This window comes from Halalkalicoccus jeotgali B3 (genome assembly GCF_000196895.1).
GTDB classification, from domain to species: Archaea; Halobacteriota; Halobacteria; order Halobacteriales; family Halalkalicoccaceae; genus Halalkalicoccus; species Halalkalicoccus jeotgali.
On the sequence record NC_014297.1, the window covers coordinates 2,253,115 to 2,275,650 of the forward strand.

25 protein-coding genes are annotated in these 22,536 nt (G+C 65.2%); 16 read left to right on the forward strand and 9 right to left on the reverse strand.

Annotated elements, in window-relative coordinates; all coding sequences use genetic code 11:
* The first annotated feature begins 24 nt into the window (after window positions 1–24).
* The 3 genes from HACJB3_RS19645 to HACJB3_RS11810 are packed head-to-tail and all read left to right on the forward strand — an operon-like array spanning window position 25 to window position 1,066.
* Window positions 25–195, forward strand: coding sequence for a DUF7331 family protein (locus HACJB3_RS19645; protein WP_008415632.1), 171 nt, complete (start codon window positions 25–27; stop codon window positions 193–195).
* A gap of 50 nt (window positions 196–245) precedes the next feature.
* Window positions 246–608, forward strand: a complete 363-nt coding sequence (locus HACJB3_RS11805; RefSeq protein WP_008415630.1) for a DUF7322 domain-containing protein — start codon at window positions 246–248, stop codon at window positions 606–608.
* Window positions 609–631: 23 nt separating this feature from the next.
* Window positions 632–1,066, forward strand: a complete 435-nt coding sequence (locus HACJB3_RS11810; RefSeq protein ID WP_008415629.1) for a DUF7346 family protein — start codon at window positions 632–634, stop codon at window positions 1,064–1,066.
* Here HACJB3_RS11810 and rad50 read toward each other — a convergent pair.
* Genes rad50 through HACJB3_RS11825 form a run of 3 tightly spaced genes read right to left on the reverse strand, consistent with a single transcriptional unit; the run spans window position 1,040 to window position 5,290 of the window.
* Complete coding sequence (gene rad50 / locus HACJB3_RS11815) at window positions 1,040–3,712, reverse strand: DNA double-strand break repair ATPase Rad50 (protein ID WP_013199514.1); 2,673 nt, start codon at window positions 3,710–3,712, stop codon at window positions 1,040–1,042. The genes HACJB3_RS11810 and rad50 overlap by 27 nt on opposite strands.
* Entirely contained in the window at window positions 3,709–4,977 is a 1,269-nt protein-coding gene (mre11, locus tag HACJB3_RS11820) for a DNA double-strand break repair protein Mre11 (protein WP_008415650.1), read from the reverse strand. Before mre11 ends, rad50 begins: the two co-directional genes overlap by 4 nt.
* Window positions 4,978–5,017: 40 nt before the next feature.
* Window positions 5,018–5,290, reverse strand: a complete 273-nt coding sequence (locus tag HACJB3_RS11825) for a MarR family transcriptional regulator (RefSeq protein WP_008415652.1) — start codon at window positions 5,288–5,290, stop codon at window positions 5,018–5,020.
* 126 nt (window positions 5,291–5,416) lie between these two features.
* Between HACJB3_RS11825 and pan1 the strand changes: the two genes are divergently transcribed.
* Together pan1 and cysE are read left to right on the forward strand one after the other, a co-directional pair.
* Window positions 5,417–6,628, forward strand: a complete 1,212-nt coding sequence (gene pan1 / locus HACJB3_RS11830; protein ID WP_008415653.1) for a proteasome-activating nucleotidase Pan1 — start codon at window positions 5,417–5,419, stop codon at window positions 6,626–6,628.
* A 54-nt stretch (window positions 6,629–6,682) separates the two neighbouring features.
* A complete protein-coding gene (cysE, locus tag HACJB3_RS11835; protein WP_008415657.1) occupies window positions 6,683–7,240 on the forward strand; it encodes a serine O-acetyltransferase in 558 nt (185 codons plus the stop codon).
* Window positions 7,241–7,254: 14 nt separating this feature from the next.
* Here cysE and HACJB3_RS11840 read toward each other — a convergent pair whose 3' ends face one another.
* The 4 genes from HACJB3_RS11840 to HACJB3_RS11850 all read right to left on the reverse strand — a co-directional run bounded on the left by HACJB3_RS11840 (window position 7,255) and on the right by HACJB3_RS11850 (window position 8,831).
* Window positions 7,255–7,440, reverse strand: a complete 186-nt coding sequence (locus HACJB3_RS11840; protein WP_008415659.1) for a hypothetical protein — start codon at window positions 7,438–7,440, stop codon at window positions 7,255–7,257.
* 44 nt (window positions 7,441–7,484) lie between these two features.
* Window positions 7,485–8,144 (reverse strand): hypothetical protein, encoded by a 660-nt coding sequence (locus HACJB3_RS11845; RefSeq protein WP_013199515.1) that lies wholly within the window; start codon window positions 8,142–8,144, stop codon window positions 7,485–7,487.
* A 327-nt stretch (window positions 8,145–8,471) separates the two neighbouring features.
* A complete protein-coding gene (locus tag HACJB3_RS21075; RefSeq protein WP_008415664.1) occupies window positions 8,472–8,603 on the reverse strand; it encodes a hypothetical protein in 132 nt (43 codons plus the stop codon).
* A 30-nt stretch (window positions 8,604–8,633) separates the two neighbouring features.
* Window positions 8,634–8,831, reverse strand: coding sequence for a DUF5800 family protein (locus HACJB3_RS11850; protein ID WP_008415665.1), 198 nt, complete (start codon window positions 8,829–8,831; stop codon window positions 8,634–8,636).
* Window positions 8,832–8,926: 95 nt separating this feature from the next.
* Between HACJB3_RS11850 and HACJB3_RS11855 the strand changes: the two genes are divergently transcribed.
* The 7 genes from HACJB3_RS11855 to HACJB3_RS11885 all read left to right on the forward strand — a co-directional run bounded on the left by HACJB3_RS11855 (window position 8,927) and on the right by HACJB3_RS11885 (window position 15,692).
* Window positions 8,927–9,784 (forward strand): polymer-forming cytoskeletal protein, encoded by an 858-nt coding sequence (locus tag HACJB3_RS11855; RefSeq protein WP_008415666.1) that lies wholly within the window; start codon window positions 8,927–8,929, stop codon window positions 9,782–9,784.
* Between the two features lie 65 nt (window positions 9,785–9,849).
* Window positions 9,850–10,179, forward strand: a complete 330-nt coding sequence (locus HACJB3_RS11860) for a 4Fe-4S dicluster domain-containing protein (RefSeq protein ID WP_008415667.1) — start codon at window positions 9,850–9,852, stop codon at window positions 10,177–10,179.
* A gap of 14 nt (window positions 10,180–10,193) precedes the next feature.
* Complete coding sequence (locus tag HACJB3_RS11865) at window positions 10,194–11,072, forward strand: electron transfer flavoprotein subunit beta/FixA family protein (protein ID WP_008415668.1); 879 nt, start codon at window positions 10,194–10,196, stop codon at window positions 11,070–11,072.
* A gap of 2 nt (window positions 11,073–11,074) precedes the next feature.
* Window positions 11,075–12,790 (forward strand): electron transfer flavoprotein subunit alpha/FixB family protein, encoded by a 1,716-nt coding sequence (locus HACJB3_RS11870; protein ID WP_081461317.1) that lies wholly within the window; start codon window positions 11,075–11,077, stop codon window positions 12,788–12,790.
* A complete protein-coding gene (locus HACJB3_RS11875; RefSeq protein ID WP_008415673.1) occupies window positions 12,791–14,545 on the forward strand; it encodes an FAD-dependent oxidoreductase in 1,755 nt (584 codons plus the stop codon).
* Entirely contained in the window at window positions 14,542–14,907 is a 366-nt protein-coding gene (locus HACJB3_RS11880) for a hypothetical protein (protein ID WP_008415674.1), read from the forward strand. Before HACJB3_RS11875 ends, HACJB3_RS11880 begins: the two co-directional genes overlap by 4 nt.
* 44 nt (window positions 14,908–14,951) lie before the next feature.
* Window positions 14,952–15,692 (forward strand): GNAT family N-acetyltransferase, encoded by a 741-nt coding sequence (locus HACJB3_RS11885; RefSeq protein WP_008415675.1) that lies wholly within the window; start codon window positions 14,952–14,954, stop codon window positions 15,690–15,692.
* On the opposite strand, the gene HACJB3_RS11890 is transcribed toward HACJB3_RS11885, so the two are convergent.
* Both HACJB3_RS11890 and HACJB3_RS11895 read right to left on the reverse strand, forming a co-directional pair.
* A complete protein-coding gene (locus HACJB3_RS11890) occupies window positions 15,687–17,072 on the reverse strand; it encodes an LLM class flavin-dependent oxidoreductase (RefSeq protein ID WP_013199517.1) in 1,386 nt (461 codons plus the stop codon). The genes HACJB3_RS11885 and HACJB3_RS11890 overlap by 6 nt on opposite strands.
* Window positions 17,073–17,230: 158 nt before the next feature.
* On the reverse strand, window positions 17,231–18,508 hold the full coding sequence (locus tag HACJB3_RS11895; RefSeq protein ID WP_008415684.1) for a carboxylate--amine ligase: 1,278 nt from the start codon (window positions 18,506–18,508) through the stop codon (window positions 17,231–17,233).
* A 192-nt stretch (window positions 18,509–18,700) separates the two neighbouring features.
* On the opposite strand from HACJB3_RS11895, the gene HACJB3_RS11900 reads away from it, so the two are divergent.
* The 4 genes from HACJB3_RS11900 to HACJB3_RS11915 all read left to right on the forward strand — a co-directional run bounded on the left by HACJB3_RS11900 (window position 18,701) and on the right by HACJB3_RS11915 (window position 22,525).
* Window positions 18,701–20,299, forward strand: a complete 1,599-nt coding sequence (locus HACJB3_RS11900) for a Na+/H+ antiporter NhaC family protein (RefSeq protein ID WP_008415686.1) — start codon at window positions 18,701–18,703, stop codon at window positions 20,297–20,299.
* 43 nt (window positions 20,300–20,342) lie between these two features.
* Window positions 20,343–21,536, forward strand: a complete 1,194-nt coding sequence (locus HACJB3_RS11905; protein ID WP_008415688.1) for a redox-regulated ATPase YchF — start codon at window positions 20,343–20,345, stop codon at window positions 21,534–21,536.
* A 41-nt stretch (window positions 21,537–21,577) separates the two neighbouring features.
* Window positions 21,578–21,793: a hypothetical protein gene (locus tag HACJB3_RS11910; protein ID WP_008415689.1), complete on the forward strand. Its 216-nt coding sequence runs from the start codon at window positions 21,578–21,580 to the stop codon at window positions 21,791–21,793.
* Window positions 21,794–21,979: 186 nt separating this feature from the next.
* Window positions 21,980–22,525: a ribbon-helix-helix protein, CopG family gene (locus HACJB3_RS11915; RefSeq protein WP_008415691.1), complete on the forward strand. Its 546-nt coding sequence runs from the start codon at window positions 21,980–21,982 to the stop codon at window positions 22,523–22,525.
* Window positions 22,526–22,536: the final 11 nt, after the last annotated feature.

The following is a 22,536-nucleotide window of genomic DNA, read 5'->3' on the forward strand; positions in this document are numbered from 1 at the left end:
ACATACCAGTAATCGGTGACGACGATGTCAAGCGCCGATCCCGACCGACAGAGCGGCACCGACGAACTGGAACTCGACGCGGTCGAATCCGTCGAGACCTACGAGACCACCGGGGGCATCGTCTTCTACGACGTCCGGAACCCGCTCGCGTGGGTCAAAACGACCCATAGCGTCTCGCTGCCCGACCAACTCTGATCCGACCCGCGGGTCGAATCGCTTTTGCCCGCTGCGTCCGACCTCCGAACGTGTTACCCGACGAGCGCTCCGAGCACGAACCCGAGGAGCCCGATCTGGGTCCCGACATCCCGAACGTCGAACCAGAGGAGAGCGAACCGACCCTCGGGCCGGAGATCCCGGACGTCTCGCCGCCCGACGAGGGGTTTTTCGGGCCCGGAGACGTCCCGAAGGACCTCCTGAGCGCGTTCTGGAAGCTCGTCGTCCTGTTCAACGTCGGGCTCCTCGCGACGAGCCTCGGCGCGATGTTCGTGCTCTTCGAGGGGCGACTCGGCCTCGGGGGCGGACTGCTGGCGGTCGGCCTGCTCGCGCTCGCTCGCGGGCTCTATAGCTACTGGACGCTCGACCTCGAGGAGGGTACCGACAGCGACTAACCCGCGGGAGCAGTAGGACCGGTATGCAGACCGTCGAGGACGACGACGGCGCGCGATACCTCCTGCTCAAGCGCTCGGACGAGTCGAGCCTGGTACGCGATCCCGAAACCGGCGCGGAGCGCTACGTCGGGACCGACGACCTCTCGCCGGTCGAGGGGGTCTCGGCGCTTGAGACGGCCGCACGCGAGGTCGACGAACCGATCAGACGGCTTCTCTCGGCGGTCCACGACGACCGCACGCTCGGACTCCTGTTGGTACTAGACGCCCGCGGGCCGCTCGCGGTTCGGGAGCTTCTCGCGTTCGATACGCTCTGTGAGAGCGATTTTCACGGCACCGTCGCGGAGCTTCGGGCGGCGGGGCTACTCGAGGAGTGTGAGATCGCCGGCGAGCGCGGCTACGGGACGACTCAGCTCGCAGCCGAGGCGCTGTCCTCACTCCGTGGCTCCGGCGGCGAGTAGCGCCTCGCCGCGCTCGACCGTCGAGCAGTTGGTCGTCGGGTCCTTTCGCACCCGGACGAGGTCGTCGGCCGCGCCCACGAGCTCGTCGTCGTGGCTGACGACGACGATCTGCTCGACGCCCAGACGGCGCATCGACTCGACGAGGTCGACCAGCTTCGAGACGTGACCCGAATCGAGGAAGACGGTGGGTTCGTCCAGAATGAGCGGCGGCATCGGCGCGCCGCCCTCGATCCCCTCTGCGAGCAAACGGTAGATCGCACAGCGAAGCGAGAGGTTGAACAGCGCGCGCTCGCCCCCCGAGAGCTGCTCGGGCGCGAGCGGCGAGCCGTCCTTCTGGTAGACAGTGAGCTCGTATTCTCCTGTTAACTCCAGTTTCGCGTAGGCGTCGTTCTGGTAGACCAGCTCGAACGTCTCGTTGAGCATGCGTTCGAGCTGCTCGACGTTGCGCTGTCGGAGTTCCGAACGGAGCTGGGCGTACATCCCCTGGAGCTGTTCTGCCTCCCCGTACAGCGAGTCGAGCGCTCCGAGACGGTCGCCGAGGGCCGCGCGCCGTTCGCGGAGCGTCTCCAGGGAGTCGAGTTCGCTCTTGACGCCTCCGATCCGATCGCGCAGCCGGGCCTCCTCCTCGTCGAGTTCCGCGAGTTTCCCCTCGACGTTTTCGAGGTACGTCTCCGCACGCTGTCTGTCCTCCCGTGCTTGCTCGATGCGCTCGGGGTCGTGCTCGGCTTCGAGCTCCCGTTTTCGCTCGCGTTTCTCCGCGAGGCGCTCGCGTCGTTCGTCGTTCAACTCGGCGCGGTCCGCGCGGCGCTCGCGCAGCGACGAGACGGTCTCGCGGGCGTCAGCGAGGTCGACGAGGACGTCCGAGAGCGTTCCGAGGCGGTCGATTCGCTCCTCCAGCTCGGTTCGGCGCTCGTCAAGGTCGGCGGTTCGTTCCTGGGCCTCGCCCGCCCGTTCTCGCGCCTCGTTTGCGGTCTCGCGTTTTTCGACCGCCTCGGCGTCGAGCTCGTCCGCGCGCGTTCGGAGTTCCGATACCCGTTCGCGCTTCTCCTCGAGACCTGCCTCGCGATCCGAGAGCAACTCGTTGAGGGTCTCGCGGCGCTCGCGTTTCCGTTCGATCCCGGATTCGGCCTCCGAGAGCGCCTCAGCCCGGTCGATCCGTTCCTCGACGCTCTCGGTTTCCGTGCGAAGCTCCGCGAGTGCGTCCTCGAGGTCGGAAACCCGCTCGCGGCGCTCCGCGAGCGCGTCGACGTGGGGCGAGTCCTCGACCGGCTGCCCGCACTCGGGGCACTTGCCCGCCTCCCGGAGGCGCTCGCCCTCCTCGACGGCCTCGCGGGCGGTTTCGAGCGAGGCGCGAAGCGTCGTCTCGCGCTCGCGCAGCCCCTCGCGCTCCTCGCGCAGGTCTGCGAGCCGGCCGTCGGCCTCCCCGGGATCGACGGGGGCGCCCGCGAACCGCTCGCGCAGCTCCTCGATCTCCGATTCGAGTTCCGTGAGCGCCTCGCGGCGCTCTTCGAGGGCCGATTCGGTCTCCTCGATTTCCGCCTCGAGGGTCCGGCGTTTCTCGTGGGCCTCCTGGGCCCGCGTTTCGAGGTCCTTGGCGGCCTCCAGGGCCGTCTTCGCGTCGCTCTTCGCTTGCTGGGCCGCGAGACTCGACTCGCGGATCGCCTCGCGACACTCTTCGAGGTCCGTTTCGAGCGTCTCGCGGCGCTGCTCGATGATCGATTGGTCGGCGTCCTCGAGGGCCGATTCGGCGACGAGGTCTTCGCGCCGGTCCTCCAGTCGGCCGATCTCCGCGCGCGCCTCCGCGAGGCGCTCTTTGAGCGATTCGCGTTCGTCCTCGGTCTCCGAGATCGTGTCCCTGAGCCCCTCGATGTCGGTCTCGAGCGTTGCGATCTCCTCGCGGGTCCCCTCGTGGGCCTCGAGGATTTCGCTCGCCTCCTCGCGGGTTCGCTCTGCGTTCCGCTCGTTCTCCTCGTAGCGCTCGATCTCCTCCTCGAGGTCGTTGAGTTCGGTTTCGAGGTCGTTCAGGAGCGAGGGGAGCCCTTTTTCCTCTTTTTCGTCGATCTGGGATTCGATCTCCCGCAGGCTGCCCTGGACGTCTGCTCGCACGTCGTTGACGCCCAATCGAGCTTCGCTGACCCGCTCGCGGTACTCCTCTAACTTCCCGAGTTGGAGGAGGTCGTCGATCATGTCCTGGCGCTCGCCCGGCGTGGCGTGGATCAGCTTGTTGACCTCGCCCTGGCGGACGTACGCGCAGTTGACGAAGGCGTCCGCGTCCATCCGCAGTAGCTCCTCGATGTAGCGCTCGACGTCGCGGGCTCCTTCGATGCTCCCGTCGGGGGTTTCGAGGACGCACGTCGCGGTCTGTGCGCGCTCGCCCGACAGACGAACGCGGCGCTCGACGTGGTACTCCCCGTCTGCGTGGGTGAACCACAGCTCGATCTCACACTCCTCCTCGCCGTTCGTGATCACCTCCTCGAGGGTGCCGTCGAGCGCCGAGGAACCGTACAGCGCGAAGAAACACGCCTCGAGCAGCGAGGACTTCCCGCTGCCGTTAAGTCCGTGAATCACGCTGACGCCCCGTTCGAGCCGGAGGTCCGTGTCGCGATACGGCTTGAAGTTCGTCAGTCGGACGCGCTCGATCCTCACAGGTACTCCTCCATCGAGGACTGGGCCTGCCTGTCGGCACTCGCCCCCTCGGGTCGGTCGGTGGACTCGGCCGTGCCGGCCGTCCCGGGCGTGTCCCCGTCCGCGCTCTCGGTCGGCGACTCTGACGGTGACTCCCCGTCGGGTGCGGTCGCGGCAGGTTCGAAGGCCGCCGGGTCCTCCTCGAGCAGCGAGGTGACGCGTTCCTCGACGGCCCCGCGGACGTTCGAGTCGGCGAGCTTGCTCGCTCGAACCGTCTCGTCGATGTCGCTTGCGGCGCCCGACAGCCCCATCTCCCGCAGGCGCTCGCGGACCGCCGCGTCGGGGTCCGAGAACGAAACGTCGGCCGGTTCGCCGCTCTCGATCTCGCGTTTGTCGTTGACCCGAGCGATCAGCGCGCCTCCCTCGCGGGCGAACGACTCCACCTCCGCGGGCGCGAGTGGTTCGCCCTCGCCCTCGACGGTGACGATCACCACCCGCCCGTCGAGGTCGTGCTGGCCGACCCGTTCGAGCACGCGCTCGATCCCCTCGCCCGCAGCGAGTTGGACGTCGGCGAAGACGAACTCCCGGGTGTCGAGCCCCCGGCGGGTGATGTGGGCTTCGCCGTCCTCGAAGGTCACGAGGTTGTAGCCCCGCCCGTCGCGCTCGCTCGCGGTTGCCCGCTCGGTCGATCCGCAGTAGGTCACCCACGTCCCCTCGACCTCTGCGCGATCGGGGTGGTGGTTGTCCCCGAGCAACATGGCGTCGAACTCGACGGTGGCCGAATCGAGCAGTTCCTCGGTGTCCCAGTCGGCATAGCCGAAGGGCTCGAACAGGCCGTGGGCGACCAGCGCCGCGTGGTCGGTCTCGGGTAAGGCGAAGTCGTACTCCAACTCCTCGCGCCGGGAGACGGGAACGTGATCGAGCCCGTAGAAGGTCGTCTCGCCGACGGTGACTCCCTCGCTGTCGAGGCGGGTCGCAAGGCCCATGCGTGAGAAGAGATCGAGCCACTGTCCCTCGCGGGTCCCCTCGTGGTTGCCGACGATAGCGAGAAACGGCACGTCCGCGTCCTCGAGGTCCCGAAGCACGTCCAGCGTCCCGAGCAGGTCCCCGATGTCGGGCCGACGGTCGTGAAAGAGGTCACCGGCGTGAACGACGGCGTCGACGCCCTCCTCGATAGCGTCGGCGGCGACCCGCTCGAAGGCGGCCAGAAAGTCGGCGCGGCGCTCGGCCGAGTGGTACTGGCGATACCCGATGTGGGTGTCGCCGGTGTGGATCACCCGTGTCATGCCCCGTGGTTCGCCCGCGGGAAGTATAAGCTCCGTGGGGTCAGCGCGATTCGATCGTGAGGGTGTACAGGCGCTTTCTGGCGTCCGAAAACGAGAACCGTGATTCGACGACTCCCTCCTCCTCGAGCCGGTTCAACGCGTAACGGACGGTCCTCGGTGGGAGGAGCGTCTCCTCTGCGAGTTGGCTCTGCGTGAGCGTCTCGTTGTACTCTAGAACCTTCGCGACGAGTTTCGCGCTCGGCGGCAGCTCCCGGACCGCGTCCCACCCCGTCTGTTCTCCCGCCTCGGCCGCGATCGCCTCTGACGTGCTCATCTCGTCTGGCCCTACCGGATACAACGTAATAATATTTCCTCTTTTAAAATATTACCAGCAGAAATTCTAACTGATCGGAGTGGTTCGACCCGAAACCTCTTATGAGACAGCGCCGTAAATACCCCAATGACCGATACTGTAGAGGACGTCGACCTCCCGTACGAGGAGGGAACCTCACAGCAGGACAAGATCGAGGCCCTGCGCGACTGGCTCGACGTCCTCGAGGATCAGAACGAGGAGATGCGCGATAAGCTGTTGGACGCGAACGCCGAGAACAACAAGTACCAGCAGAAACTCGAGCGTCTGACCCACGAGAACAAGAAGCTCAAGCAGTCCCCGCTCTTTGTCGCCACCGTCCAGGAAATGACCGACGAGGGCGTCATCATCAAACAGCACGGCAACAATCAGGAGGCGCTCACCGAGGTCACCGAGGAGATGCGCGCCGAACTCGAACCCGACAGCCGGGTGGCGGTCAACAACTCGCTGTCGATCGTCAAGCAACTCGAAGGCGAGACCGACGTGCGCGCCCGCGTCATGCAGGTCGAGGAGAGTCCCGAGGTCTCCTACACCGATATCGGCGGGCTCGACGAGCAGATGAACGAGGTGCGCGAAACCGTCGAGATGCCCCTTCTCAAACCGGATATGTTCCGCGACGTGGGGATCGATCCCCCGAGCGGCGTCCTGCTCTACGGGCCGCCCGGAACCGGGAAAACGATGCTGGCGAAGGCGGTCGCGAACGAGACCGACGCCACGTTCATCAAGATGGCCGGCTCCGAGCTCGTCCATAAGTTCATCGGCGAGGGCGCGAAGCTGGTCCGGGACCTCTTCGAGGTCGCCCGCTCCCACGAACCCGCCGTGTTGTTCATCGACGAGATCGACGCCATCGCCTCGAAACGCACCGAATCGAAGACGTCGGGCGACGCGGAGGTCCAGCGCACGATGATGCAGCTCCTCTCGGAGATGGACGGCTTCGAGGACCGTGGCGAGGTACGGATCATCGCGGCGACGAACCGCTTCGACATGCTCGATCGCGCCATTCTCCGGCCCGGCCGGTTCGACCGCCTCATCGAGGTGCCAAAGCCCAACGCGGAGGGTCGCGAGCTCATCTTCGAGATCCACACCCGGGAGATGAACGTCGCCGAGGACGTCGACTTCGCGAAACTGGCCGAGGAGGCGACCGAGGCAAGCGGCGCGGACATCAAGGCGATCTGTACGGAGGCGGGGATGTTCGCCATCCGCGACGACCGCACCGAAGTGCGGATGGAGGACTTCGAGGAGGCGTGGGCGAAGATCCAGGCCGAAGAGGAGGACGACGAGGTCTCGAAGACGTTCGCCTGAGTCCCCGGTACCACAACAGCTACCATTCTGCACACGGAATGGCTGATAGCGATCATGTTCAAGCGAGTCCGTGAGGACGTTCGGACGGCCAAGGCGAAGGATCCGGCAGCCAAGAGTACGTTTGAGGTCCTGCTCGCGTACCCGGGGCTGCACGCGATCTGGATGTATCGGATCGCCCACGCGCTCTGGACGGCGGGCTTTCGGCTCCCCGGACGCCTGCTCTCGCATTACGCCCGCTTTCTCACCGGCGTCGAGATCCACCCCGGCGCACAGATCGGGCGACGATTCTTCATCGACCACGGCATGGGCATCGTGATCGGCGAAACCGCCGAGATCGGCGACGACGTAATGCTCTATCACGGCGTGACGCTGGGCGGGGATTCGTTGGCGGACGAGAAGCGCCATCCGACCCTCGAAGACGGCGTCACCGTCGGGGCCGGTTCGACCCTACTGGGCCCGATCGTCCTCGGCGAGGGCGCAAGCGTCGGTGCCGGATCAGTGGTGCTGGACTCGGTGCCCGGAAACTGCACGGTCGTGGGCAACCCGGCAAAGCTCGCCGGCGACTGTGCCGAGGACGATTCGGTGACGCTCGGCCGGGGCGTCAACCGATAGGATTCAGGGAGTCGTTAGGAGCCCGCACGGACCAGACAGACACACGAGTAGAGGACGAACGCGAACAGGAGGAAAAACATGATCGCTCCCATGGGATCGGTCGCCCAAATGGGTGCCGCCATCACCGCAAACGACACCGATAAGATGGCTGAACAGATCGCCTTCAAGTAGAGCGGGTCGATGAGATCGTTCCGTGTCATTTTGAGTGTATTTGAAGGAGTTGGTTCGATGTTTCGTGGTTACTCTACAGCGAGTTTCTCGGATCTACCGGCTTCGCCTTGCACCACGCAGTCGCGGGACTGCTACCGAGCGTAATGCCGAGACCACCGTATCCGCCTGAAATACTTTCGATTGCTCCGTTCGGCAGGGGAGAGAACGTGTGGGTATAAGACCCCCAGAGCGAGGACGCTACGCCGCCGTCCCGGAGCTGGAATTTTCCAGTAAGAGACGCGGTGGCGTCGGGCAAGAATCCCTCAAGGCTGAACGCAGGTGCTCGATTCTTGAGGTCGATCGTCCCAGCGAGAGCGTCCTGTGCAACGTCTCGTGCGGTGAACTTTGCGTTGTGACCATTGGTGACACTGACGCTGGGTGTACCCACCGGAGCCCAGTCCTGATTGATGAATCCGAAACCGATCGCATCGGGGCAGAACCACGAGTTTCTGAAGGCGTACTTCGCGTCGTTGAGCATCATCGTAGCAGTCGCCCGTACTTGGTTACGTTCTCCATAGACTGGCACGGTTGATACGATGAGCCTTGTGCTTGAGGAGTCAGGATTACCATAGACGTAGTCAGGGGAGACGACCGGAGAAGTGCCTGACTGCTCGCCGAGATCATCGGCCGATTGAGTGAGGTCTGCCGCACTGAGCGCTGCAGATTTGACAGTCGGATCAAGACCGAGGTCCATTAGGGCCTGTTCGACTCCATTGGCCCCGTTCCTATCCGCTCCAGAGAGTACAGCAGCGTTGATCTCCTCTTTCGTTAATTCGTCCTCACTTGTAGTGCCGACTCCGCTGATTGCGCCAACAGTAGCCAACGATCCGGCGGCGGCTGCGATGAACTGCCGTCTGTTTCGAATTTCACTTATTTTAGATATTTATAATATTAAATACTTTTTGTATTGTAATATTTCTCCATTTACAGCGATGGAGCAGATACCGATAGTAGCCGTCTGATCGGGTATCGGCCCCGAGTCCGGTCATACGAAGACCGTTCGAGTCGAGGTATCAGTCCGCTAGAATCCGGCGAAGATCGCATACGGGACTAAAAATAGCAAGAGAGTCATCACGAGCAAGAGCAGTCCGTACCCCGCGAGCGTGCCGGCGGCGGTGCGGAAGGCGGGGTGGGTGAGCGTCGAGCGATCCATACCGGGCGCTCGGCGGCCGTGGGGTAAAACCTACCGGACGATATCACCGACGCGCCGAGGTTCACCCGAGAGTTCGGGATCACGCTCGATGATCTGGAGGATCTCATGGTCGGTGACGTCCCAGTAGCGTTTCTCGGTCGCCTCTTCGATCAGTTCGCGTTCGAGGCGGAACTCCGTACCTTCGTAGACGGCGTCGACGCCTTCGTCGTCGATGGAGATCGTCGTCATGGGTCGAGAGAGACCGTCGAGACCCAAGATCCTGTCGTCCGACGCTCGTCAGACGCCACAGGAGATTTAAGAGGGCAGACCGCGGAACGAAAGGCGTGTCACTCCGGCCGGACCCCCTCTCTGCGCTCTCGATTCCCGACGGTACCGTCGTCGAAGAGCACGATCTGGTGACCGACGGCGACGTGTTCGTCGGCGCCCAGAGCACCGTCGAGTTCGGGATCAGAGGTCGGAACGTCGTCGCCGGCGAGCGGGTGCGCTTCGGCGGGCACATCGAGGCCGAGGGCGACTGCCGGCTCGATACGTGGTGTTCGGTCGCGGACAACGTACTGGTCGGCGGGGACGCCTACCTAGGCGAGCGCATCGAGATCGACGGTAAACTGGTCGTCGGTGGCGATCTGGACATCGGCGACGACGTCCAGATCGCCGAGGGGTTCGAAGCCAGCGGCTGGATCGTCATCCGGAACCCGATGCCGACGATCGTCTTCCTGTTCATGTACCTCACCCACCTGCTTCGGATGGGCGAGGACGACGCCGCAGAGGAACTGGTCGAGGAACTGTTCGACGAGGACGAGGAACGCGAACCGCTGACGATCCCGACCGGTGGGACCGTCTCGGACGACGCCTGGCGGGTCTCGACCCCGGCGACGATCGGGCGGGACTGTCGACTGCACGGCAACGTTCGGGCCGAATCGATCACGGTCGGCGAGGACACCGAGATCTTCGGGAGCCTTCGGGCGCGCGACGACATCGAGATCGCCGCCGGGGCCGTCGTTCACGGGGACGTCACGACCCGCAGCGGGACCGTCACCGTCGCCGCCGAGGCGCGCATCTGGGGGGATATCTCGTGTGAACACCTCGACCTGGCGCGCGATGGAGTCGTCGACGGGACGATCCGCGCACGCGGCGAGGTACACACTGGCCTCTCGACCGATCCCGACGGCTCACCGCAGTAAGTCACAGACGATGATGATGTTTGCCGAGTGATTTAAGTGACGAGTTGTCGTGTGAACAGATACCGATGCCCATTGATTCGACGTTCGAGGAGAACCGCGAAAAGGTAGATACCCACCGGGGCCACGACGTGTGGGGTCCGGTCGAAGAGCCAGAACAACTCGGAATCCACGGCACTCACGTCGCCGTGGACTTCGACGTCTGTCTCGCCGACGGCGCGTGCTTGGAGGACTGTCCCGTGGACGTCTTCGAGTGGGTGGACACGCCCGACCACCCTGAAAGCGAGATCAAGGCCGATCCGGCAAACGAGGCCCAGTGTATCGACTGTATGCTGTGTGTCGACGTCTGTCCGGTCGACGCCATCGACGTCGACGCCGGCCGAGCGGGGCGGACATGAGGGGGTGAGGAAGTATGTATACAGTCACACTCACGAAGGGCGTTCCGGACTTCAGCGAGGGCGCGGTCTCGTTTGACGACGAGGGGCACTTAGAGCGGGGCAAGACCCCGACGGTGATGAACCCGAACGACGCGTTCGCGCTCCGGGCGGCCCTCCAGACGAAGGTGCGCCACGGCGGCACGACCGCGGTGATGAGCATGGGCCCGCCGGGCTACGGCGAGGTGCTCGAAGAGGCGATGGAATCGATCTACGCCGACGAACTGTTCTTGCTCTCCGATCGCGAGATGGCCGCCGCCGACACGTGGGCGACGTCGATCACGCTCGCGACGGGGATCGAGAAGGTCGCGGAGGAACGGGAGCAGCCCGACCTCCTCTTTGCGGGCTTCAAGACCGCAGACGGCGAGACCGGCCACACCGGTCCCCAGACCTGCTGGTGTCTCGACTGGCCGATCCTCACACACGTGATCGCACTCGACGTGGACGAAGAGGAGCGAACGGTGCGGGCGAAACGGCTCGTCGAGGGCGATATCGAGGAGATAGAGACGGTGAAGGCACCGCTTCCCGCGATGATCGTCACCGACCCCGAGTTCGAGGCGACGTACAGGAAAGCCCAGCATCGACTCACCTACAAGGACCGCCGCGAGGAGACGAAAGCGCGTGCCGAGTCATATGAAGACCACCTGACGACGTGGGACCACACCGAATTGAACCTCGATCCCGACTACATCGGGCTGGATGGTTCGCCGACTATCGTTTCCGGTGTCGATCCGATCCCGAAAGCACCCTCCGAGCGCGAAGCGACGGTAGTCGAACCCGGCGACGAGGCGGGGATGGAATCGGTTCTCGACGAACTGCTTCCGTACACTGACCGCGCCGCCGCGGGGGGTGACTGACGATGGGCGAGATGGATCCGCGCGAGTATGAGATCGCGGAGCTCGGTCCGAAGGTGCGGGAGGTCGAGGATCTCGATGAACTGGAGGAGATGCTCGAACTCGAGGAGGGCGGGCCGAACCGCGAGGACGTCAAAACGCTGCTCGTCAGCCGGATCGAGAAGGTCGAAGCCGAAGAGAAGGAGGGCCCCCAAGAGATCGACCCGAGCGAACTCACCGTCGCGGAACTGGGCAACGTCGTGCGGAAGATCGACGCAGTCGACGAGCTCGAAGTCCTGCTGGAGGAGGAGAAGAAAGGGCAGGACCGAAAGACCGCAAAACGGCTGATCGAGAGCCAGCTCGAATCGGTCCAGGGAAGCGAGGATGGCGAGGAAACCGAACGACTCCCGCCCGAGGAGAAACACCCCGATCTCGACCACCCGACGGCGGACAAACAGTACGTGAAGGCCTTGGAGGGGGGCAGCTACCGGGACATGTGGGTCTACTGTGAGACCCAGCAGGGGCAGTTGATCGACGCCACAAAGGAGATGCTCGGGAAGGCCCGCGAGCTGATGGACGAGTACAACGACTCCTACGGAGAGACCGAGCGCGTCGTCGCGGTCGTGATCGGCGACTCGGTCGAAGGGCTTGCTGAAGAGACGATCGCCTACGGTGCGGACGTGGCGATCTACACCGAGGACCCACGGTTGGAGCGGTTCTACCACAAACCCTATACTGAAGTTTTCTGCGAGATGGCACGCGCCGGGTCGGGAAGCGAGTGGGACGACTCGCGAGGTGACGCCGACTGGAAGACGATCGAGGGCGAGGTCTACGACGAGCCCCGGTACGTGCTGTTCCCGGCGACGAACAACGGCCGGGATCTCTCGGCGCAGGTGCAGGCCGAACTCGACAGCGGGCTTGCCAGCGACTGTTCAGGGCTGTACATCGAGGAGACGGTCATCTCGAACCCCGCGAAGACAGGCGGGGCGGGCGACAAGAAGGAGTTCGAGCGCGTGCTCCACATGAAACGGCCCGACTTCTCGGGGTTCGAGTACTCGACCATCCTCTGTCTCGACGCGCCCGGTCGAGAGTTCCACCCGCAGGGCGCGTCGGTCATTCCCGGTAGCTTCGACCTGCCCGAGCCCGACGTCGGGCGCGAGGGCGAGGTCGTGGCGTTCGAGGCGACCCTCGACGAGGAGTGGTTCGGCGTGCAGATCGAGGACCACGACCGCCTCGAGGGCGGCGTGGACCTCACCGGACGGGAGGTGATCGTCGCGCTCGGGCGCGGGATCGGCGACGACCCCACGAAGGGAATGGAACTGGGTCTAGACTTGGTCGACGCCTTCGACGATGCCGATCTGGGAATCAGCCGCGGGATCGTCACCTCCTCATATCAGTTCGAGGGCCACGTCGAGCGCTACGCGAAAGAGGAGCGCCAGATCGGCGAGACCGGCCAGGTCGTCGCGCCCGACCTCTACATCGCCGCGGGGATCAGCGGCGCGATCCAGCACAAGGTGGGGATGGACGAGTCCGAGACGATCGTCTCGATCAACACCGACCCCGAGGCCGACATCCGCGACTTCTCCGATTACTTCATCGAGGGCGACCTCTTCGAGGTCCTTCCGCGATTGACCGAAGCGATCGAGCGCGGCGAGCCGGTTGCGGCCGTCGCGGACGGCGGCGAGGGCACCGGGGGTTCCCGACCCGATGCAGACCGGCGGTCCAAGGGAGGTGATGACTGAATGGCCACGAACGCCGATCCCGCGGAGAAGACCGAGAACGCGCCCGCGGAGGCGATCGAGCGCGGCGAGGTCGCGTCCGCCGACGAGGACAGCGAGGAGTACGAGCACTACGAGGCGGTCGTCGTCGGCTGCGGACCGGGCGGTGCCGCGGCGGCCGCGACGCTCGCGCGAAACGGCGTCGAGACGCTGGTCCTCGAACGCGGCGTCGACGCCGGCTCGAAGAACGTCTCCGGAGGGCTTCTCTACGCCGAGGAATCCGCCCCGTACACGATCGACGACCTCTTTCCAGGCTTTCGCGAGGAGGCCGCCGAACGCCCGATCACCGACTACTACCTTCACAACGTCGCCGGCGAGAAGGTGAAGACGTTCGACATCACGGACCTCCACGAACACGACACCGAGTGGAGCGACGCGGTGCTCCGGCGAAAGATGGACTCGTGGCTCGCAGAACGGGTCCACGAGATGACCCGTGAGACCGGCGGCGGGCTACTGACCGAGGTGCGGGTCAACGGACTCCTGCGGGAAGGTGGGGAGATCGTCGGCGTCACCTGCAACGAACTCGATCCCATCACTGCCGACCTGATCGTCGCGGCCGACGGCGTCAACAGCGAACTGGCTCGCGACGCCGGGCTGATGGACTGGGAGGAGCCCGAACAGTGGTTCCAGGGCGTCAAGGCCGTGGTGGACCTTCCCGATGTCGACGAGCGATTCGGGTTAGATAGTGATGAAGGCGAGGCCCACCTCTTCTCGGGCGACCTCTTCTCGGACGTCCGGGGCGGGGGTTTCCTCTACACCAACGAGGGGTCACTGTCGATCGGGACGGTCTTTCACCTCGATTCGCTGGTGGCGGAGGAGGCCGAACCCCACGAACTGCTCGACGCGCTGCTCACTCACCCGCTACTGGGGGAGTGGCTCGGCGACGAGTACCACGAACGCGAGTACAGCGCGAAGCTCGTACCCGATTCGAAGAAGGTCGCCAACCCCGAGCCCGGCGAGGGCCGACTCGTGCTCGTGGGCGACGCGGGCGGGCAGATGCAGGCCCAGGGGCCGATCATCAAAGGGATGAACCACGCGGTGACGGCGGGCGCGCTGGCGGCGGAAGCGTTCGTCGAGGCGCGCTCGCGGGGTGACCGGACCCTCGCGGGCGAGCGCTACGCGAAGCGCCTCCGTGACGAGGGCGTGATGGCGAAACTCAGGCCCAAACGCTACGAGGCCGCGAGCGCCCTGGGCGAGCGCGGGCCGGTCGCGAACCTTTCTGACAAAGTGGTCGACTCCCGCGTGGGCCGAACGGCACTTCGCGCGCTCTCGCGGGCGAACGGGCTCGAACGACTCTACAGTTCGCCGTACCTCTCGATGATGGTACCGGACACCGCGACGCCCTACGTGACGCTTCCGGCCGTCATCGCCGAGGAGTTAGGCCAGCCCGTCGAGGGCGAGAATAGCGTCGAACCTCCGAGCCTCGCGGATCGGATCGGCGAGTTGACCTACGACACCGACGTGGGCAACCCGCATATCGAACTGCTCGATTCGTCTGTCGAGGCAAGCGGCGCGGCGGTGACCGCCTGTCCAGTCAGCGCGCAGGACTTCGGCGGGGGCTGCTACCGCGAGGAGGTCGTCAAGACCAACGGGGACGAGGAACGTCTGATCAGCCTCGACACCCAACCCTGCGTCGAGTGCGGAACGTGTGCGATCGTCGCAGACACCCGCTGGGAGCACCCGCGTGGCGGGAAGGGCGTCGAGTTCCGCGAGGGATGAACGCGGAGGGCGAGAGCCGCCACGAGCGGATCGAGGCGCTCGCGGAGCGCGCCCACGAGGAACGCGAGCGGTTCGTCCCTCCCGAGAACCCGGACGAGCGGGCGCTTTCGTATCTCACGGACGGGCTGTGGCCCGTCCTGGAACTCTACATCGGAGCGCGCTCCTCGGGAGAGGGGTTCTCCCGGGCGGAACACGCCGCGCTCGAGGACGCGCTCAACGAATGGCTAGAGCTGTACGCGCTGTGTTACGGCGCCGGGATCGACGCGGCGTTCTCGGTCCGTGAGACCGCCGAACTGTTCGTCGAGACCCACAGCGTTCGGGACACCGCCCAACTCCTCACCCACGTGCCGACTCGCCGATAGGTGCGGACGCAAGATTATTGATCCGTGGTGTGGTATCATTGTTCATGAACGCCCAGACCGAACCGGATCTCGATCACGGCGACCGCGAACGCATCTACGCGTATCTGAAGGATCACGGCCCGACGGACTACGGAAACGTCCAGGAGGCGACGTTTCCGCAGGATCCCGGCGGATTCCGCCACCACGTCGCGATCCTGAAGCGAAACGGGCTCGTCGAGGAGGCGTTGGGTGGCGGGCTACAGGTCGTCCCCGAACTCGAAGGCGAGGAAGAGGAGTTCACCCGCGACGGGGTCGAGTTCCACGTCCGGCCCGCCCGTCAGGCCGATCTCTCCGGTATTCTCGGTGTCCTCCGGCAGGTCGCCGAGAAACGCACCTACATCGTCGCCGAGACGGTCGCCCAGGAACTCGACCACGAGGGCGAGCTGCTCCGCCAGGACGACGTCGAGTCGCGCGTGTTCTTCGTCGCGACGGTCAACGACGAGGTCGTCGGCTGGACGCACCTCCAGTCGCCGGAGATCGAGAAACTCTCCCACACGGCGGAACTGACGACGGGCGTCTTAGAGGAGTATCGCGGTCACGGTCTCGGGGGCCACCTGCTCGAACGCGGCCTCGAATGGGCCGGCTCGCAGGGCTACGAGCGGGTCTATCAGAGCATCCCCTCGACGAACGAGGGGGCCATCGAGTTCCTCGAAGACCACGGTTGGGAGGTCGAGGCGGTGCGGGAGGGCCACTACAAGATCGACGGCGAGTACGTCGACGAGGTGATGATGGCCGCCTCGCTATAGCTCTCGTAGCCCCATCGCGGATATCGCCTCTCGCTTGCCGGGGTGATCCTCCGCGAGCTCCGAGCGGCCGGTCAGGCTTTCGCGCAGCGTCCCGTCCTCGTACTCTCCCCGAACCAGCCCGCGCTCGCGTAGCTCGGGGACGACGAGGTCGACGAAATCACGCAGGCTGTTCGGCCTGATCACCTCCTTGACGTTGAAGCCGTCGACGCCGACCTCGTGGAACCAGTGCTCGAAGGCGTCGGCGATTTCCTCGGGCGGGCCGACCACGACGGGCGAGGTCGTCCCGAGCCCGGCGAACTGCGCCATCTCCCGCACCGTCCACTCGCGATCGGGGTCGCTCTTCGTGAAGGCGTTCACGGCACCCTGAATCGCCTCGGTCTCGATGTGTTCGAGCTTCTGGTCGGGGTTGAGCTCCGAGAGGTCCATATCCATGAACCCGCTGAGTAGCGCGAGGGTCGCCTCCACGTCGATGGTCTCTTTGTAGCTCTCGTGTTTGGCCTGGGCGATCTCCGCGGTCTCGCCGACGATCGGGACGAGTCCGGCAAAGAAGTCGAGCGAGTCGGGATCCCGACCGCACTCGGCGGCTCGCTCGCGCATATCGGCCATGTAATCCCTTACGCCCTTCTCTGTGGGCTGGCTGGTGAAGACCGCCTCGGCGTTCTTCGCGGCGAACTCGCGCCCGCGCTCGGAGGAACCCGCCTGATAGATCACGGGTGTCCGCTGGGGGGAGGGCTCACAGCCGTGGGGGCCCTGAACGTCGAAATACTCGCCCTCGAAGTCGATCTCCCTCACTTTCTCCGGATCAGTGTAGACGCCCTGTTCGCGGTCCCGAGCGACGGCATCGTCGTCCCAGCTGCCCTCCCAGAGGCGGTAACAGACCTGCATGAACTCCGCCGCGCGGTCGTAGCGCCCGTCGTGATCCATGCGTTGTTCGAGCCCGAGGTTTCGGGCGGCACTGTCGAGATACGAGGTGACGACGTTGAACGCCACCCGGCCGTCGGTGAGGTGGTCGAGCGTCGAGAACTCGCGGGCCAGCTGATAGGGATGGGCGTAGGTCGTCGAGCGCGTGATCGCAAAGCCGAGGTGGTCTGTGACCTCGGCCATCGCGGGCACCAGCGCCTGTGGGTGGTTCGACGGGGTCTGGACCGCCCGCTCGATCGCCGTTTCGCGACCGTCATCGTAGACGTCGTAGATCCCCCGCACATCCGCGAAGAAGATCGCGTCGAACCCGCCGCGTTCGGCCGTGCGCGCCAACTCGGTCCAGTACTCCCGGTCGGTATACCGGTGGGATTGGTCGCCTGGATAGCGCCAGGAGCCGGCGCTGACGTGCTCGACCGAGTTCATCGTAAAGAGGTTGAGCCCCATTCGCTCGTCCGTCATACCGGGAGGTCGGACGCCGCCGCCAAAAGCCGCCTGATAGCGGCGAGGGGAAGTGAACAACGCGGTGTGGACCGCGAGCGCTCCACGCTCGCGGTTTTTTGGAGGAGATTTTTGCTCCGAGAGGGTCGCTTCGCGACCCCGAGGAGTAAAAAGGTCCCCTAGCAGGAGCAGTAGTACTCGATCCCGCCGAATTTCGCTCGAATCACGTCATACGTGGGACCGGGATCGCTCGGGGAGTAGACGCCCGTCGCCAGGTCGTCGCTGTCCTCGAAGGCCCCCGAGACGAGCGCCGTCCAGTGGGCCTCGCTCAGCACGTCGCCGAAGGTGTCGTCGGTCGCGAGCAGTTCGAGGTAGTCGGGCAGGTAGACCCAGCGCGCGTCGGCGACCTCCTTGGAGTCGTATTCCGTGCCCGTCGCGTCGGCGTACGCGGCCATCGGGAGGTTCGCACCCGCCGCCACGGGAAGGCCGATCCATTTCCACGGGCGAGTGTTGATGTCGAGCAGGACGTACTCCCCTCGCTCGCGGTCGTAGACGAACTCCGATTCGCTGATGCCGTGATAGTTCGTCGCAGAAAGCACCGAGAGGGCGCGCTCCTCGATCTCCGGGCGCTCGACCCGTTCGACGACACACGAGGTGCCGAACGAAAGCGGGTAGCGCACGAGCGGGTTGCCGACGAACGTGAGAGGATCGCCGCTCGGGGGAACGTACGAGGCAAGCGAGCAGTCCTCGCCCTGCGCGATCGGGACCTTCTCCTGGGCCATCACGCGAATCCCCGCCTCGCGGGCGGTCGCGATTACCTCCGCGTACTCGTCTTCACTACCGACCTCGATGACGTTCGTCCCGACGGCCTCCTCGAACTCGCGTTTGCGTGCGGGCTTGATCACGAACGGGAACGCGAGCTCGGCGAGGATCGCTTCGGGTTCGAGGGGGTCGCCGAGCGCATCAGCGGCGTCGGGCGACTCCTCGCCGATGCCCGCCAGACGGTAGGTTTCGGGGTAGGGCACCCCGAGGTCCTCGGCGAGTCCGTACAGCGACTCCTTGTCCAGAACGCGACCGACGACCTCCTTGTCGGCGAAGGGGAGGCACACACCGTCGGGTTCGGCGTCGGCGAAGGCGTGAACCCACTCGTCCATGCAGCCGAAGGCGACCGGCTCGCCCTCGACGGCCGCCGCGATGGCCTCGACGTCCTCCCGGAACCCCTCCAGATCGTCAAGGGGATACGTCACTTCGCCGGCGAAGGTCACCGCCGTCGAGGAGGGCGCGACCCCGTCGCGGTTGCGATCGACGGCGATGACGGGCACGTCGTTGGCCGCGAGCGCGCGGGCGACGCCCAACCCCGTGATGTGGGCGTTACAGACGATCACGGGTGGGCGCTCGAAGGAGTGATCGTCGAGGGCCTCAACGAGCGCGTCGTGGTCGAGAAATCCGCTGGCCATACGTCGCCATAGACGCTTCCGAGCAAAAACCGACCGATACGCGAACTGAGAGAGACCGACACACTCACACCGACGAATGGGAATTAACGTTCCGAATCTATGGTCTATTATTCGACTTTTCTGGATTAAAGATGAAAAGTGAACTGTCGCTCGCGTCGAAAGTGTTAACACCTAGCTTGAATACAGGGGAGTATGCCAACTGAATTCGGGGCACTGTCGCTCGCACCGCCGCTGGTCGCCATCGCGCTGGCGATCATCACTCGGCGGGCGTTGCTGTCGCTGTTCATCGGGGTATGGGCAGGAGGGATCATCTATTCGGGTAGTTTGGGAGTGGTCCAGACGTTCGACTGGATCGTGAGCGCAATCGGCGAGGACGTCTTTCACGCACAGATCATCGTCTTCGTCTCGCTTCTGGGCGCGGGGATCGCACTGATCTGGCGGATCGGCGGGTCGCTCGCGGTCGCGAACTACGCGACCAGCCGACTCGATTCACACAGAAAGGTCGGAATCGCGACGTGGCTTCTGGGGCTGGTCTGGTTTTTCGACGACTACGCCAACACCGCCATCGTCGGTTCCTCGATGAAGGACATCGCCGACGAAACGAACATGTCCCGCGAGAAACTCGCCTACCTGCTGGATTCGACCGCCGCACCGGTCGCGACGTTCGGGATATCGAGTTGGGTTGCCTACCAGATCAGCATGATTCAGACGGGGTATGACGCCGCGGGGATCAGCGACGTCGCGCCCTCGGCGTTTCTCACGTTCGTCCGGAGCGTCCCGTACAACCTCTACTGTCTGTTCGCGATCCTCATGGTCGGCGTGATCGTCATCACCCGACGGGACTTCGGCGAGATGCTCGACGCCGAACACCGCGCCCAGAGCACGGGGAAGGTAAACCGCGACGGTGCCCAGCCCCTCCAGAGCATGAAAGATGACCTCGGCGATGTCGAGGTCGACGATCCGCAGCTCCGGTTTTTCACGCTCCCGATCCTCGCGCTGGTGGCCGTCGTCGCCGTCGGCGTGATCTGGAGCGGCTACTCGCCGGGCGCGTCGGCCATCGACATGGCAGAGAGCGCGGACTTCATGGGCGCGCTCGTCTGGGGTTCCTTTGCGATGGCGGCGACCGCGCTCGTGCTCGCGCTGTCCTACAGTATCCTTTCGCTTGATGAGGCCATGGAGACGGTGCTCGATGGCTTTGGCATCATGCTCCATGCGATCGCGATCCTCGTACTCGCGTGGTCGATCGGCGCGGTCGCCGGGGCGCTCGAAACCGGTACGTACGTGACCGAGATCGCCGCGGGATTCATCACGCCGACGCTGCTGCCGATCGTGATCCTGTTTGCCGCCGGGTTCATCTCGTTTTCGATCGGTACCTCCTGGGGGACGATGGCGCTCGTAACTCCCGTCGCGATCCCGCTCGCGTGGGAGGTTTCGGGGGGTACCCCGGAGATGCTCGCGGTCGCGACCGGTGCGGTCTTCTCGGGGGCGATCTTCGGCGACCACTGCTCGCCCATCTCCGATACGACCGTGCTGTCCTCGACGTTCGCCGGGGCCGACCACATCGATCACGTCCGCACCCAGATCTACTACGCGTTGACCGCCGCGACCGTCGCCACGTTCGTCTACGCCCTCTACGGACTGACGGGCCTGCCTCAGTTGGTCCTCATCCCGGTCGGGATCGGGACGCTGGTGGCGGTCATTTACGGGCTTTCGGAGCTCGACGCCCGCCGGAAGGGGCTGACCGCAAAGCCGTTCGTCAAACGCGAGCGCGAGTCCCTCGCCGACGACTAGGCCCCACCGAAAGGCAGTTGGCCCGCTCGGGGATACCACCGGTATGCTCACGCTCGCGCTCGCCGGCAAGCCAAACGCCGGAAAATCCACCTTCTACAGCGCCGCGACTCGCGCCGAAGTCGATATGGCGAACTACCCCTTCACCACGATCGACCCCAACCGCGGGGTGAGTTACGTCCGCACCGACTGTCCCTGTCTCGCCCGCGAGGAACGCTGTGGAACGGAGAACTGCCACGAGGGAAAACGCTACGTCCCGGTCGAGCTGATCGACGTGGCCGGCCTCGTCCCGGGCGCCCACGAGGGCCGAGGGTTGGGAAACCAGTTTCTCGACGCGCTGACGAACGCCGACGCGATCATCACGGTCGTCGACGCCTCCGGGGCAACCAACGCCGAGGGCGAACCCGTCGACGTCGGCAGCTACGACCCCGTCGAGGAGATCGACTTCATCGAAGAGGAGATGGACCGCTGGCTCGCGGGGATCGTCGCCCGGAACTGGGAGGGCGTCGAGCGCCAGTCGCGCTCGCCGGGGTTCGACATCGACGAGGCGATTTCTGATGTCCTCACGGGCTTTGGCGCGAGCGAGGCCGACGTCGCTGTCGTCCTCCGAGAACTGGAGTATCCCGAGAACCCCCGCGAGTGGACCGACGAGGATCGGAGAGGGCTCGCCCGGCTGGTTCGGGCCCGGACGAAACCCATTCTCGTCGCCGCGAACAAGGCCGACATCGCACCCGCTGAGAACCTCGACCGGCTGCGCGAAGCGGGGGAGAAGGCGGGTCGCCACGTGATACCGACCACGGCGGAGGGCGAACTCGCCCTGCGGAAGGGCGCGGAAGCGGGCCTGATCGCCTACGATCCGGGCGACCCCGACTTCGAGGTCCTCGGCGATCTCAGCGGAGCCCAACAAGAGCGGTTGGCGGAACTCGGCGACACCATGATCGAGTACGGCGGCACCGGCGTCCAGCAGGCCCTCGACAGCGCGGTCTACGACCTGCTCGATCGCTTTACGGCCTACCCCGTCCAGAACGAGACACGCTGGACGGACGGACAGGGCAACGTCCTCCCCGACGCCTTCTTGCTTCCCGCACACTCGACGCCGAAGGACCTCGCCTACGCCGTCCACTCGGACATCGGCGAGGGGTATCTCCATGCCGTCGACGCCCGCTCGAACCGGCGGATCGGGGAGGGCCACGAACTCTCGGAGGGCGACGTGATCAAGATCGTGAGCACGGCGAACTGAGCGAGCAGAACCGTTAGTAGCGTCCGGTCGAACGAGAAGGCATGAGCGAGCGTGCAGACGACGGCAAGAGCACGGACGAGGGGTCGGGCGGTCTCGGCGGAATGCTCCTCATGATCGGCGTTCTCGACCTGCTGTTGCTCGGCCTCGCAGCCTACACGTTCTCGCTGGGCGAGCCGACCGCCGGAACTGGGATCCTCGCGCTCGCGCTTGTGCTCACGGGGATCGACCTGTTCCTCTACCGGCGCGGCTCCTTCTGAGCCAGCATCTACCTACCGAACGACCGGGCGATCCTCGGCGAGTACACGAACACGCCCCGCCAGAACGTTCCCGGCGTTCTCGTCACCGTCGTCGTGATCGGCTTGGGACTCCTGGCGCTCGTGGATGTCACCGGGCTGGTCCGACCGGATCGTGAACTATACCCGCGGTAGGAGCCTCCATCCGGCATGACCGACCGCGTGACCGTCTCGCTCGACGCCGAGTCGCGTGCGGCCCTCGACAGCCTGCTTGCTGAAACCGGAAAGGGCCAAAGCGCCGTGCTCCGCCGGGCGCTGACCTTCTATGCCGCGAACCTCGAAGCCGCCGAGACCGACGTGAGCGCCGACCTCCAGCAGTACCACCGCCTGCTCTCGACCGGCGAGCACGTCCTGCTCGACGTGGACTTCCTCCACTGTTTTCTCGATCACGTCTACCGCGAGGGCGAGCCTGACCCCGAGTTCCGGGCCGCAGCCGACCGGGTCGCGGACTTTCACGCCGCCGAGTACGCAGAGCGTTTTTCCGACCTCGGCGAGGTCCTCGAATGGCTCTCGCTGTGTGGCTTTCTCACCGTCCGCGGGGTCGAGAACGGGACGTATCACGTCGTCTTTCCCTCCGAGCCCACTAAACGGTTCATGCTGCGGTTCATCGAGCGCTCGACGGCCGATCTCCCGTTCGACCTCGTCGTCGAGGAGGGGGTCGCGAAGGCGCTTCTCAGCCACGAACTGGACGAATGAACGGTTCATAC